This is a genomic window from Enterococcus sp. DIV1096b, assembly GCF_050498765.1.
Classification (GTDB): Bacteria; Bacillota; Bacilli; order Lactobacillales; family Enterococcaceae; genus Enterococcus_D; species Enterococcus_D entomosocium.
Genome location: NZ_JBMHEK010000001.1, coordinates 2,490,098 through 2,503,283, shown reverse-complemented (window position 1 = coordinate 2,503,283; position 13,186 = coordinate 2,490,098). Strand labels below are relative to the sequence as shown.

The window sequence follows — 13,186 nt, the reverse complement described above, 5'->3', positions numbered from 1 at the left end:
CTTTTCTCCACAGGCCGCGCTTTTTTCTGCGCGTTTAGCCAATTGGATAAAAAACGAAGATTTATTTTAGAATAATGTCCAAAGAAAGCGTTAACAACAAGAATTATAATAGAGAAAGAAAAAGTGGCGAAAAAGGTCGAAAAAGCAGGTTCCTTTTGCTTGGTTCCTTTCTTCGAGGAAAGAAGGTGGGAAACACCAGAGAAAAATCAGCGGAAAAATCAATCAGCAACACCCCATAGCAACACAACATTTATTATATGAAGATTCATATAAGTTAGGAGAAATGTGATGAAAAAAAAGGGAACGTTCGTCTCACTGTTTATGGCTCTCATTCTTTTTATCTTTTCAGAAAGAACAGTGTTTGCGGCAGAAGCGATCAATGAGATCGTTGCACCAACTGGAGTCAAAGCATTTTTAGTACTGATTCCGTTAGTGTTAGTACTGGTTTTACTCTTTAAAAAAGTAGATATGATCATTGCTGGCTTGATTGCTGGGATATTGGCGATGATTATTGGCGGGATCAGTTTAGCTGAAGCCAATTCGCAACTGTTGGAAGCTATTCCGACGATGTTAAGTATTACGGTGCCAATCATCAATTCCGCTGTAGCGATGGCGGTCTTCAAAGCCGGTAGTTATACGGCAGCCTTAACTTTAGCCAAAAGAGGGACCAAAGGAAAAGTGGAATATGTGGCTGGTTTTATTGTCATCTTATTGGCAGCAGCGACTTATATGTCTGGGATCGGCGGCGGGAGTGCAATGGTGATCGCACCATTAGCATTTGCGGCAGTTGGGGTGGTACCCGAATTGATCGCAGCGATGTCGTTAGCGGCAGCTGTCTCCTTTACGACCTCTCCTGCCTCTTTGGAATCTAGTATCGTGTCTGAACTGGGCGGCTTTAGTGTCGCTTCTTATGTCGATCAAATGCGCCCATTTTGGTTGTTATTCGTTGGTTTGGCGATTTTATTGGCATTCTTCGGGACCAAGCGTCGTCATCTGGGCTTCAAAGAATCAGCCAACCAAGAGTACGAAAACAAAAGCAATGGCGAGTTATTCAAAACGACATTGCCTGCGATCTTCTTGCTTTTTGCGGTCATCTTTGGCCCGTTGATCAATGACCTGATCGGCTTTGTCCTCTTTACGCCGCTAGTTTATATGGTGGTCACGTTGGCGTTGATTTTTGTTTGTACCGACTTTTCGATGAATCAATCGGTGGAAGCGATGGTGGACGGATCCACGTATATTTTGACCCGCTTGTTCCAAGTGGGGATCTTTTTAGCCTTCATCAACGTGATCGCTGAAACTGGGACATTTGCTGTTATTGCTGGTGCGGCACAAAATGCCCCCGCAGCGATCGTCGTTCCCGTGGCGATCTTGACGGGTGTCTTGATTGGGATTCCCGCAGGTGCCTATGTTGGCTCCGTATTAACATTAGTGTTACCAGTTGCCGTTTCATTAGGCTTCCCAGTGTTAGCTCTTGGTTTTGTAACGATGGGGGTTGGACTCGGCAGTCAAATGAGTTTCGTCAACATTACGATGCAAGCTTTATCTTCTGGTTTCCAAATTCCGATTCTAGATGTGGTCAAAGGAAACGTGAAGTGGTTGAGTTTAGCAGCCGTATTATTATTAGTCATCGGCTTAGTGTTTGGCTGATGGATAGGAGGAAAACATGGATTTATTGATCAAGCAAGCACGTCTTGAAGACGATGCAGAATTAGTAGACATTGCCATTTCAGGAGGAAAAATCACCGCAGTTGCACCCAACATTGAAGAATCAGCAGCAAAAACGATTGAGGCGAAAGGCAAAGTGGTGATCCCCGGATTGATCGAAAGCCATATCCACTTAGACAAAGCCTTGATTGCCGATCGTGAACCTAATAATTCAGGTACATTACAAGAAGCGATCCAAGTTACGGCAAAGCTCAAACCGACTTTTACCGAAGAAGATATTTATGATCGAGCGAAACGTGCATTAGAAATGCTGATCGTACATGGTACGACTGCTGTTCGCACCCATGCCGAATTTGATCCGGCGCAAGGCTTCACTGGGTTTGACACCATCATGCGCTTAAAAGAAGAATACCGAGACCTGATCGACATTCAGGTCGTTGCCTTTCCGCAAGAAGGAATTTTTAAAGCACCCGGAACGGATAAAATGATGATTGAAGCGATGGAAAAAGGCGCCGATGTCGTGGGCGGCATTCCTTACAATGATGCGCCAGCCAATGAACACATCGACTTGATCTTTGAGATCGCCAAACAATTTGACAAAGACATTGACTTGCATCAGGATTTTGCTGACGAAGCAGACGATACATCGATCGTCTACCTGTGTGAAAAAACCATCGCAGAAGGCTACCAAGGTCGGGTATCTGTAGGACATTTGACTGCGCTGCACGCTATGGAACCGGATCAGCTGGCAGAAGTTATCGATTTGATGGTCAAAGCCCAAATCAATGTGATGCCGTTGCCTGCGACCGACTTACACTTAGGTGCTAGAAATGATGCCTACAACGTTCGTCGTGCCGTTACGCCGATTCGCAAATTACGTGATGCCGGTGTGAATATTTGCTTAGGCAGCAACAATATTCGTAACGCCTTTACGCCCTATGGCAACGGTGATTTGATTCAAATCGCTATGTTGGCTGTGCCAGTGGCGCATTTAGGCGGCGCCGATGACCTGCCGACAGTCTTGCCAATGATTACGACCAATACCGCCAAAGCATTAAATATCAAAGACTATGGGATCGCTGTTGGCAACCGCGCAGATTTGATTCTTTTAGATACCCAGAGAAAAGCCGATGTGCTGATCGATATTCCTGAACGTTTAGTGGTCATCAAAAATGGCCGCATCACCGTGGAAGTCAAAAAAGAAGTGACGATCCACCGTTAGCAACAGGTCATGTTTTCTTAAGTAGTACGATTTATTCGTGCTACTTTTTTTATCGTAATATAGTTGAAGTAACAAGATCATTTTCTAGTCATTTGTTCTTTTTTCATCTACGATAGAAAGAAAACCGCTATCACGGAGAGTTCGTTTAAGAAAAACCTGTCAAAACTGTTTGACAATGCCGTAATATCAATGGATTTGAGCAGCAATCACAGCAGGTCTGCGTTAAGGTAGAAGAAGGAGGCCAAGATGACGATTGGGGAAGCACTAAAGAACCATCGAGTCACACAACAAATGAGCCAAGAAGAAGTAGCAACAAAAATTTTAGTGACCCGCACATCGATCTCAAATTGGGAAACCGGCAAGACGGTCCCAGACAGTTTGAATTTATTAAAACTGAGTACCCTTTATGGGTGCAGTGTCGATGAGCTATTAAAAAAGGAGCGAGCAGGAATGAAAAAGAACTTTCGTACGATGACCTATGGTGCTGGATTGAAAGATGGAACGATGCGTTTGAAAATCGAGACCGATGCCAGCAAGTTTTTCCCACGAGGGGTTGAAGTCAAAGCATCCGTCGATTTAGAAACAGGAGAAGTGACCTTTTTTGTCGAGCAAGAGGATTTGGAAAAACTGAAAGCAGCTACTGAAGAAAAATAATTTTTTTTATACAGTTTTTTGCTAAATTTTGCTTGGACAAGAGAAAAAAAGTGATGGATAAAAAAACACGAGCCTACCTGCATCGTGTTTTTTTATGTGGGATGAAAGAGGACTGAGGCAATCGATGGAAGCTGATTCTGTTTTTTCTTATCTGCTATTTTCAAAGTTTGTAACGTTTAAGGGAAAGCGAAAAGATGTAAACGGATATATACAATATATAGTGAATAGATCGATTTTTATCTAAATAAAGCACAATATGTAGTATTTACTTTTTTAATAGATTGTGTAAAATAGCAGGTGTAGTGAAGAAGGAGCTGTTGTTTTTGAGAGTAACTGTATTTTGCGGTACCCGTTTAGAAAATGAGGAAAAGTTGGCAAAGACCGCTCGTGCCATCGGCAATGCCTTAGCAAAAAATCACATCGAGTTGATTTATTGCGCCCCTTTGGCTGGCTTGATGAGGGAGATCGTTAATGGGGTCTTTGAAAAAGAAGGCGCAGTGACGGGGATCTATCCATCAGGTTCCTTTGCAGAAGATTTGCCGTCAATCGTCACTGGATCAAGCACATACACCGAGTTCTATACGGATACGAGGGAGGAGCAAACACAACAATTGCTGGAAATGAGCGATGCCTACCTTGTATTACCTGGTGGATTTGGTACACTAGAGGAGTTGTCATCAATATGCTCTTTTATGACTCTTGGGAAATTGCCAGTCAAGCCAATCGGTGTGTTGATGAACGAAGTCTTGAAGGATGGACTGAAGCCACTGCTAAAAATGTTTGAAGCTTCCAGCTTTGCTTGGGCTGAACTGCCGGAAACGCTCTTTTTCCTATCTGACGTTGAGTCGTTGATCCAACGATTGGCGGCGAAGGGGTCAGGAAAGGAGTGCTTGGCAGGATGAAGCATGTCTATTTAGCTGGACCGTTTTTTTCAAACGAACAAGTCGCACGACTCAAACAGGTAGAACGCAGTTTAGCTGAAAACCCACAGCCTTTGGCGGTCTATTCGCCGCGCCTGTATCAAGAAGGTTCATCTGAACCCAATACACCGGAATGGGCGAGAGAAATTTTTGAAAAAGACGTGCTGGAATTGACACGAGCCGACGTCGTCGTTGCCGTTTTGGATTACCATGAAGGAATCACTGATCCGGGAACAGCCTTTGAAATCGGCGCAGCACACGTACTAAATAAACCAGTGATCGCTTTTCAGGAAAAAGCCGCGGCGGTCAATCTGATGTTGACGGAGTCGGTACAAGCGTATTTGACTGATTTGACGGCACTAAGAGCGTATGATTTTGAAGAGATGGCGCACCGAGCATTTGTCGGTGACTATATTTAATAAAGGATGGATGAATGTGTTATTAATCGCAGGTACGATCGGGGCAGGAAAAAGCAGTTTGACTGATTTTTTATCGAAGGAAATGGCGTCGAAGCCTTTTTATGAAAACGTGGAGGACAACGATGTTCTGCCATTGTTTTATTCCAATCCAGAACGATACGCCTTTTTATTGCAGATTTTTTTCTTAAACAAAAGTTTTTTAGGGATGCGAGAAGCTTTGTCGAATGATGACAATGTCATTGATCGCTCCATCTATGAGGACAGTTTGATGTTTCATCTAAATGCGGATCTAGGTCGAATCGCACCGATGGAGGTCGAACAATACGATAACCTGTTGAATACGATGCTTCGGGAATTGGAAGAATCGGCGCCGTTGAAACATCCAGATTTAATGGTTCATATCAAGGTTTCCTTGAATACGATGATCGAACGGATCAATAAACGTGGTCGTTCCTATGAACAAATTGCCAATGATCCGACATTGTACGACTATTACAAAGAATTGAATCAGCGATACGATGAATGGTATGAAAACTTTGACGTTTGTCCGAAAATGCAAATTGATGGAGATCAATTGGACTTTGTTGCCAATGAAGACAACCTCATGGTGATCCTCGAGATGATCCAAGAAAAATTGGCAGAAGTCCGTCAGACCCATGGCAAAGGCCACTATTGTACGGACAAAGCCATCGCAAAAGGTGATTTTTCTAAGAAAAACGCAGCATCTGTGACAAGCTGACCCAGCAGTTGAGGACGGCTTACGAAAAAAAGAAGTGTCTTATCGACAATGGGAGGGAGCAAGGCGATGAATGTTGAACGATTTATTGAGGCGAGGAAACAGGCGGGCTTCTCGCAGCAAGAACTTTCGGAAGGAATCTGTACGCAAGCCACTTTGAGTAAATTTGAAAACAACGGGCAGGCACCGTCCCTCAAAATTTTGATCAAATTGTGTAATCGGATCGGCTTGCCATTGGTCGACTTGTTTTCTTCCATGAATGTCGCAACGACCAAAATCAAAGAAGAATTGGCAAAAGCCGAATTCTACTTGATCACGAGCGAGTATGAACAGTTGGCTGCATTGTTAAGTCAAATCGAAGTGAAGTTGATCGATGAACCAGCATTAAAAGCGCAATATGATTATTTAAAAGGCTTTGAAATGATTTTTAATGAAGCTGCGATTACCGATGTCTTGTTTCAATTCGATCAGTTATTGATGAATGAAACGGCGGAGGAATTGTTTGATCTCTTAGCGTATACTGGGATCGGTTTGGTGTATGCCAGAGAAGAAGAATGGGCAAAGGCTGAATTTTATGTGACGAAGGTCTTTGAGAAAATTTATACCTATCCGATCAAAACGATCGAAGACACGTGGCGGGTGTTGAACATCGTCTTTCATTGCGGCGTCTTTTATGCCAAAGTCGATGATTTGGAAACTAGTGATACCTTGTTGAATTATGTGTTGGCGATTTGTTCCGACAATCATTTGACTTACTACTTGGCTCGCGCGGCAGCCCAACTGACCGAAAATGCCATTCGCGAACAACAGCCGAAAGAAACAATTTTGGAAATGTTACACGATGCACGAGCATATGCCAAAATCAATAAAAATGTAAAATTACTGGCGCATTTAAAAGCGGTCGAAGAAACGATCGAATAAAAATATATTTTCGACAAAAAAGTTTTGTTGCGCAAATGCTTGATAACTAGCAGTCCTTTCGACGAAGGGACTGCTTTTTTCGATTTTTCTTATATAAAAAAATATATAATCTTGTTGACAAAAAAATATATCGAGAGTATTCTTTAATTGTGAAAAAACTAACATAATTTGAGATGCATCGTTTTTAGGAGAAGGGATTCTATGAAGGCAGCAGTGAGAGAAGCCGCTCGCACGATTCAGCGGATGGGCACGTTCATTGAGTTAAAAGTCGCTCATACAAAACCAGAAAGTTTACTGGACGAGCTGGAGACCCAGCTGAAAGTATACGACCATCGCTTTAGTGCCAATAATCCGCAATCGGAATTGAATCAGCTGAATCAGTTGGCAGGACAAAAGGGGCTTGCGCTTGATCCAGAATTGTACCAGCTGATCGAAATCGGCAAACATCATAGCTGTGCTCCCCACAGTCAGTTGAATATTGCCATCGGTCCACTGGTCCAAGCATGGCGTATCGGGTTTGAAGATGCCCGCATCGTATCAGAGACGCAGGTCAAAAAATTGCTTGCGCTAACAGACCCGCAACAGATCCAATTGGCAGCAGGCAAGGTTTTTTTGAAAAAAGCTGGAATGAGGATCGACCTCGGAGCATTAGCAAAAGGCTACATCGCTGATAAGTTACGCACCCTTTGCCAAGCCCGTGGAGTAGCGTATGGATTGATCAACTTAGGCGGAAATATTGTCTGTTTCGGCGCTGCACCAAATCATTCGGACGGACATTGGCGGATCGGGATCCGAGACCCCAAGGGCGGTCGGGCCGACACCTTGGGCATTTTACCGATCAAGGACCAAACCGTCGTCACTTCGGGGATCTATGAGCGGGTCTTGACCACCGCTGAAGGAACGTATCATCATTTGATTGATCCTCAGAGTGGCTTTCCTATCGAATGTGGGTATTTGAGCATCACGATCGTTGCAGCGACATCGTTACTGGGGGAAATCTGGACTTCGCGCTTGTTTGGCAAGCCCATTCCAGTTGTTTTGCAAGAGATTCAGCAGCAGCCAGAAATCGAAGGAATCATCGTAACCAAAGAAAATGAAGTCATTGCCTCTAAAGGCATTCAGGCAAGACTTTTAAGATAGCCCAACCAGAAAGGAAGAGACAGGATGAAATTTATCGGATTCGTGGGAACCAATACCACTCGTTCCACCAATCGTACGTTGTTGCAGTTTATGAAAAAAATGTTTGCCAATGAGGCAGAGATCGAACTAGTCGAGATCAAAGATCTTCCAATGTTCAACAAACCAGAATCAAAGGAGTTGCCCGTACAAGTAACCCAGCTTGCCGAAAAAATCGCAGCAGCAGACGGTGTGATTATCAGTACACCAGAATACGATCATGCCGTACCCGCAGCGTTGATCAATGCCCTGAACTGGTTGTCCTATGGAATTTTCCCTTTTGTTGACAAGCCAGTGATGATCACTGGTGCTTCTTATGGGACGTTAGGTTCTTCTCGTGCCCAAGCCCATCTAAGACAGATTCTGGACTCTCCAGAGTTAAAAGCACGGATCATGCCTAGCTCTGAATTTCTATTAGGTCATTCGCTGCAAGCGTTTGACGAGCAAGGCAACTTGATCGATGAAGAGCAGACCCAAAAACTGCAAGGACTGTTCAACGATTTTCTATTATTTGTAAAAATTACCAGCCAGTTGCAGCACGCCCATGCCGCTAATCAAAAAGAAGCTGCTGAATTTTCATGGGAAACCATCTAATCGCAAAAGATAGGAGCGTAAAGACAATGAAATTGATCGGAATCGTCGGATCAGCCGCTGAAGTCTCCACCAATCGTCAGCTGCTGAACTTTATCAAAAAGCAATACAAAAAGGAATTCACGTTAGAACTTGTAGAGATCAAAGACTTTCCTCTCTTTAATCAAGAGGAAGATCAAACCCAAAGCCCAGCCATCCAGCGTTTGAATCGGCAATTGCTGATGGCAGACGGTGTGATCATTGCTACACCAGAGCACAACCATACCGTGACGGCAGGACTGAAAAGCTTGCTAGAATGGCTTTCATTCAAGATCCATCCTCTGGAAAACAAACCAGTGATGATCGTGGGTGCCTCTTACTACGATCAAGGAACTTCAAGGGCCCAGCTGCATCTGCGCCAGATTTTGGACGCACCGGGAGTCAATGCTTTAGTGATGCCAGGGAATGAGTTTTTGTTGGGCAAAGCCAAAGAAGCTTTCGATGAAGCGGGTGATTTGATCGATGCCCGAACGGTTGCTTTTTTAGATGCGACGATCAACAGCTTCTTGCAATTTATCAAAGTCGTTTCTGCCTTAGCGGGTCCCAAACAATTGCCGCCCGAAGACCTCTACGCCACAGGGAAAATCGCAACCACCGTGGAAGGGGTGGATATGTATGATGATCAATGGCTGGAAAAAGCCGCTGAAGCAGTCGGTGCTGTTTCTGGCAATACCTACGTCAAACTAAATCGCGGCTTGCTGACAGTCGATCAGATCAATTACTTCTTAGATTCGATGCCGATGGAATTGACATTTGCCGATAGCAACAACCAATTCTTGTATTACAATCTGCGCGAAGAAGCCCAAAATATGCTGGCAGCACGTGTGCCAGGACAAGTCGGCAATCCATTAGCAAAATGCCATCCTGAAAAATCCTTCAAAAATGTTGAGTGGGTGATCCAACAGCTGCGCAGTGGGGCAACCGACGCGGTTCGGGTCCATGTGCCGAAACAGGTGCCAGAAAAATACATCGTCCACAATTATCAAGCGATGCACGATGAAAACGGCGAATATGCGGGGATCAACGAATACATCCTTGATTTCAAGCCAATCATCGAATGGTATTTGCAACAAACCGGTCAAAAACTTGTCGGCAATGAAGACGCCATTTCCAGTGCTTCTGTGCACCAAGAACCGACCGATGCGGTCACTAGTGCCAGTACTCATGACGCACCTGCAGCAGATGCGGTCACCAGCGCTTCAGTGAAATAAGGGTTGTCTAAAGGGAGAGAAGGAATCGCTAGAAGCATTCGCTTGCAATCAGTTGCCAAGCGAATGCTTCTCTTTTTGCTGCTTTTTCATGAATAAACGGTTTTCTATGAGCGATTGAGTTGATCAAGGACATCATTGCGAGGATTTCACAAAGTTTCTGAAAAAAATTTGCATATTCATCTTTTGCTTCGTATACTAGTTTAGGACGTTGCTTATAAAACGGCTGTATCATCGTACATATTTTTTGATAGGAGGAATTGCATGAAAGACAAACGAAAAGTCTTGCGTCCGTTAGGATCAGGGTTTGCGATGGCGGTTCCTTTGTTTATAGGGATCCTCGTTCAGGACCCTTTGATAAGTTCTGTGGGGGCGATGGGGGCTTTTTCCTACTTGGCTTTTCAACATCGGTCCCTTTTTTATAATCTGCGCGCCATTTTGACCCACGGCGCTGCGCTGCTGCTGGCATTTATTTTAGGCGCTGGGACAGCACTGATTCCTTGGAGCGCGCCTTTTATCATCGGTGCGTTATCGTTTTCTGCGTTTTTGTTGTCAAAAGTGATGCGGATCCCCAAGCCGGATTATTTCTTCGTGTTGATGCTTTATGCCACCGGCTTTAACTTTCACGCCGTTCATCTTGGAGAAATCTTGCACCACAGTTCCTATTTGCTTTACGGCATCGCAGGCTCATTGCTTGCTGGACTGGTGATTTCGTTAGCTGAACAGCTACCGTTGAAAGAAGAAAAAACGGCCTTTCAACAACTGAGCTTGCACGAGAAATATTCGCTGGCATTATCTCAGCAACCAGAAATGGTCATCAAAGCACTGCACTTTTCTTTGATATTGTTTATTGCGACCTACATTGCCTATCTGTTGCGGGACAGCAACGGGTATTGGATCTTGATTTCCGCTGCTGCCGTATTGGCAGGGGAACATATGGAAAAAATCAAAAATCGCACGATCGGCAGGGTACTGGGAGGAATCGTAGGGCTGCTGCTGGGTTTCTTATTGATGTCCTTGCATATGCCCCTTGAAGCGATCGCAGTTGTCTTGATCATTCTAAACATATTGACGGAGTTTTTTATGCCAGTCAATTATACCGTTGCTAATTTCTTTACCAACCCACAAGTCCTGCTGTTAATGACGATCGGTACTAGTTTTACGCCACTGAAATTGATCCCATTGCGTTTTTCAGGGGCATTGATTGGCAGCGTGCTGGCAATGCTGTTGATCTTTCTAATGGATTGGGCAGTAAAGCAAATGGAGCAAGCGCTGGGAAATAAGCCAGAAGACACGACGGATCAAACACAATAGAATGCACCATCATCGAAAAGCAAGAGCAGCTGCTCTTGCTTTTTTGCATCTGATCCTCTATCTAAACGTTTTCTCCATCGGATAGGAAAAATAAGGGAACTATGAAATAATCGAGCAAAGATTCCTATTTCGAAATAGAAGCGTTTACATTTTTGCAAACTAAAGTGGCAGAAACATCTACTTTTTTTGTTGTAAGCGAAATCATATACTCAAATCAGAGAAGGAGAGAAAGTTGTGAAAAAACGAATCGTAGATGTTTTGCATCGCCTGTTGGTGACTGATTATCCACTATCCATCGAGCAACTGGCAGAAGAGACCGCAGCGAGTGGGCGGACGATCCGCAATGATTTGAATGAGATCAACACGTTTCTCGCTGACTTACACATCGGACCGGTCCAAACCCTTCGAGGAAAGGGCATCCTTTTGAAAATGCCCTCAAAGCAGCAAGCCATCGTTTGGCAGGCATTACAGGCACAACAGTCGGAATATATGACCCGTGAAGAGCGTAGTTTTGATCTGCTACTGCATCTGACATTTTCAAAAGAGATCCTGGTGTTGAATAAAAAAGAAGAAGCGTACCAGATATCGAAAAGCAGCATGGATGAAGACATGCGCCGTTTGCGGGCGGACATCAATAAATATGGCATTGAGATCATTAGTCTAGGAAAAAAAGGACTGCGGTTGAATGGATCGGAACGAGCGATTCGGACGATGATTTTTGACATCATCAATCAGCGGATCGGTAGACTGCCACTTGATAAACAGACCCCAGATTTAGTCTTTACAAAATTGCTTTATCGCTATTTGCCGCAAAAAGAAATCAAACAGATCCAACAAGTGATGCAAGCAGTGTTGCCGCCAAATCAAAATGAGTTGTACAGCAGCCAAATCTTATTATTTACCGCCATTTGGCTGATGCGCATCAGAATGAAGGAATTTATCACTCGCATGAACTGGTCTACTTCCAGCAATCCGCTCCAAGGGTCAGCCTATATCCAGGCGATCGCTGAAACCTTTTCGATCGAGCCACCAGAAATCGAAGTCAACTATCTTTCTTTCATCATCGAATCACTGAATTTTAAAGATTTGTCCAATTCCATCGAATGGGCGCATGCGCAACTCTTGTCGCTGCAGCTGATCCAATTTGTGGAATGCCAAACCAAGATCCCTTTTAGTAAAAAGGAAGAAGAGTTGTTAGAGGGATTGTATAAACATATGGCAGCGCTGATCGTTCGAGCCAAGAGCGGCATTCAAGTACCCAATCCGATCAAAGAGACCGTTCGCAAAAATTATGGACAAATCTACCAAGCCGTCAAGGGATTCGCCCCCACGATCGAAGAGATCGTCGGTCAACCACTATCAGAAGATGAACTGACATTTCTCGTGATTCATTTTTCTACAGCCCTAAGTTCATTGAACCACGAGATTATTACGATCTATAAGGCGGTCGTCGTCTGTAACCATGGAATGGCAACCGGCAATCTGCTGGCAGCCAGCCTCAAGGAGAAGTTTCCAGAAGTAGAAGTTGCGGCAGTCTTGAATTCACAAGAAGTCAATTTGATCACGAAATTCGATGTGGATCTGGTTTTTTCAACCTATGAGATCGATTATCGAGAAAAGCCGGTATTACTGATCCCACCGATCATCAATGAAGAAAATCACCAAGTGATCCGCCGTTTCTTAAAAAACAATGAACAATTCAAGCGGATCGCCTTTGACCAAAAAAATGCCACGCTGTTCTTCAATCAATTGCTTACAGTCATTGAAGAAAGCGGTGGGACGGTCGATGCTGCCGCCTATCGCAAATTGGCACACTTGTTTGAACAAAATCAATTAGCCATTAATGCAAGGGAGATTCAGCCAATGTTAAAAGATGTTTTATCCGCTAGTCATATTCAATTAAACGTTCCTGTTCAAAATTGGGAAGAAGCCATTGAACGCTCTGCGCAGCCGCTACTAAAAGAACAGATCATCGAAAAACGCTATATCGAGGCAATGGTTGCGGCGGTGGAGGAATACGGGCCTTATATCGTCATTGGCAAACATTTGGCGCTGGCGCATGCTCGACCAGAAGATGGCGCCCAGCAGTTGGGTGTGAGTGTCCTCACCTTGGCGCCGCCAGTCGCATTTGGGAACCCAGAAATGGACCCCGTCAAAATCATTTTTTGCTTGGCTGCGGTGGACTCCTACTCTCATCTTGCCATCATGAAGGAATTGATCGAACTGATCAATGATGAAGAAAAAGTCACGCAGTTGCTGGCTTGCTCTACGATTGAAGCGTTTCAATCATTGCTATTTTCATAAAAAACAAGAAAAGG

12 protein-coding genes are annotated in these 13,186 nt (G+C 44.2%); all 12 read left to right on the top strand.

Translation table 11 applies throughout. The annotated features are described in order from the left end of the window. Window positions 1-288 precede the first annotated feature (288 nt). On the top strand, window positions 289-1,650 hold the full coding sequence (locus IGJ17_RS11800) for a hypothetical protein (RefSeq protein ID WP_005225442.1): 1,362 nt from the start codon (window positions 289-291) through the stop codon (window positions 1,648-1,650). 16 nt (window positions 1,651-1,666) lie between these two features. Next, entirely contained in the window at window positions 1,667-2,890 is a 1,224-nt protein-coding gene (locus IGJ17_RS11795) for an amidohydrolase family protein (protein ID WP_005234642.1), read from the top strand. A gap of 246 nt (window positions 2,891-3,136) precedes the next feature. Further along, the gene (locus IGJ17_RS11790; protein WP_008379091.1) at window positions 3,137-3,544 is read left to right on the top strand and encodes a helix-turn-helix domain-containing protein; all 408 of its coding nucleotides are present in this window, start codon (window positions 3,137-3,139) and stop codon (window positions 3,542-3,544) included. A gap of 323 nt (window positions 3,545-3,867) precedes the next feature. Next, window positions 3,868-4,446 carry an LOG family protein gene (locus IGJ17_RS11785; protein ID WP_101699226.1) on the top strand — a complete coding sequence of 193 codons (579 nt, stop codon included), beginning with the start codon at window positions 3,868-3,870 and terminating at the stop codon, window positions 4,444-4,446. Next, window positions 4,443-4,883, top strand: a complete 441-nt coding sequence (locus IGJ17_RS11780) for a nucleoside 2-deoxyribosyltransferase (RefSeq protein ID WP_016621407.1) — start codon at window positions 4,443-4,445, stop codon at window positions 4,881-4,883. The genes IGJ17_RS11785 and IGJ17_RS11780 overlap by 4 nt, the downstream gene beginning before the upstream one ends. 16 nt (window positions 4,884-4,899) lie before the next feature. Then, window positions 4,900-5,622 (top strand): deoxynucleoside kinase, encoded by a 723-nt coding sequence (locus IGJ17_RS11775; RefSeq protein ID WP_139960047.1) that lies wholly within the window; start codon window positions 4,900-4,902, stop codon window positions 5,620-5,622. A 66-nt stretch (window positions 5,623-5,688) separates the two neighbouring features. After that, a complete protein-coding gene (locus IGJ17_RS11770) occupies window positions 5,689-6,540 on the top strand; it encodes a helix-turn-helix domain-containing protein (protein ID WP_015509261.1) in 852 nt (283 codons plus the stop codon). A 201-nt stretch (window positions 6,541-6,741) separates the two neighbouring features. Beyond that, the gene (locus tag IGJ17_RS11765; protein WP_252708488.1) at window positions 6,742-7,680 is read left to right on the top strand and encodes an FAD:protein FMN transferase; all 939 of its coding nucleotides are present in this window, start codon (window positions 6,742-6,744) and stop codon (window positions 7,678-7,680) included. A 24-nt stretch (window positions 7,681-7,704) separates the two neighbouring features. Next, window positions 7,705-8,310: an NADPH-dependent FMN reductase gene (locus IGJ17_RS11760; protein ID WP_086297474.1), complete on the top strand. Its 606-nt coding sequence runs from the start codon at window positions 7,705-7,707 to the stop codon at window positions 8,308-8,310. A gap of 26 nt (window positions 8,311-8,336) precedes the next feature. After that, the gene (locus IGJ17_RS11755) at window positions 8,337-9,557 is read left to right on the top strand and encodes an NAD(P)H-dependent oxidoreductase (protein ID WP_042890446.1); all 1,221 of its coding nucleotides are present in this window, start codon (window positions 8,337-8,339) and stop codon (window positions 9,555-9,557) included. A 261-nt stretch (window positions 9,558-9,818) separates the two neighbouring features. Next, entirely contained in the window at window positions 9,819-10,868 is a 1,050-nt protein-coding gene (locus IGJ17_RS11750; protein WP_196044221.1) for an FUSC family protein, read from the top strand. Between the two features lie 234 nt (window positions 10,869-11,102). Next, entirely contained in the window at window positions 11,103-13,172 is a 2,070-nt protein-coding gene (locus tag IGJ17_RS11745; RefSeq protein WP_429961430.1) for a BglG family transcription antiterminator, read from the top strand. The last annotated feature ends 14 nt before the right edge of the window (window positions 13,173-13,186 follow it).

What these genes read in the sequence shown, in the direction of transcription:
- IGJ17_RS11755 (WP_042890446.1), top strand. Translation starts at nt 8,337, where the DNA reads ATGAAATTGATCGGAATCGTCGGATCAGCCGCTGAAGTCTCCACCAAT.
- IGJ17_RS11800 (WP_005225442.1), top strand. Translation starts at nt 289, where the DNA reads ATGAAAAAAAAGGGAACGTTCGTCTCACTGTTTATGGCTCTCATTCTT.
- IGJ17_RS11795 (WP_005234642.1), top strand. Translation starts at nt 1,667, where the DNA reads ATGGATTTATTGATCAAGCAAGCACGTCTTGAAGACGATGCAGAATTA.
- IGJ17_RS11760 (WP_086297474.1), top strand. Translation starts at nt 7,705, where the DNA reads ATGAAATTTATCGGATTCGTGGGAACCAATACCACTCGTTCCACCAAT.
- IGJ17_RS11780 (WP_016621407.1), top strand. Translation starts at nt 4,443, where the DNA reads ATGAAGCATGTCTATTTAGCTGGACCGTTTTTTTCAAACGAACAAGTC.
- IGJ17_RS11765 (WP_252708488.1), top strand. Translation starts at nt 6,742, where the DNA reads ATGAAGGCAGCAGTGAGAGAAGCCGCTCGCACGATTCAGCGGATGGGC.
- IGJ17_RS11770 (WP_015509261.1), top strand. Translation starts at nt 5,689, where the DNA reads ATGAATGTTGAACGATTTATTGAGGCGAGGAAACAGGCGGGCTTCTCG.
- IGJ17_RS11790 (WP_008379091.1), top strand. Translation starts at nt 3,137, where the DNA reads ATGACGATTGGGGAAGCACTAAAGAACCATCGAGTCACACAACAAATG.
- IGJ17_RS11750 (WP_196044221.1), top strand. Translation starts at nt 9,819, where the DNA reads ATGAAAGACAAACGAAAAGTCTTGCGTCCGTTAGGATCAGGGTTTGCG.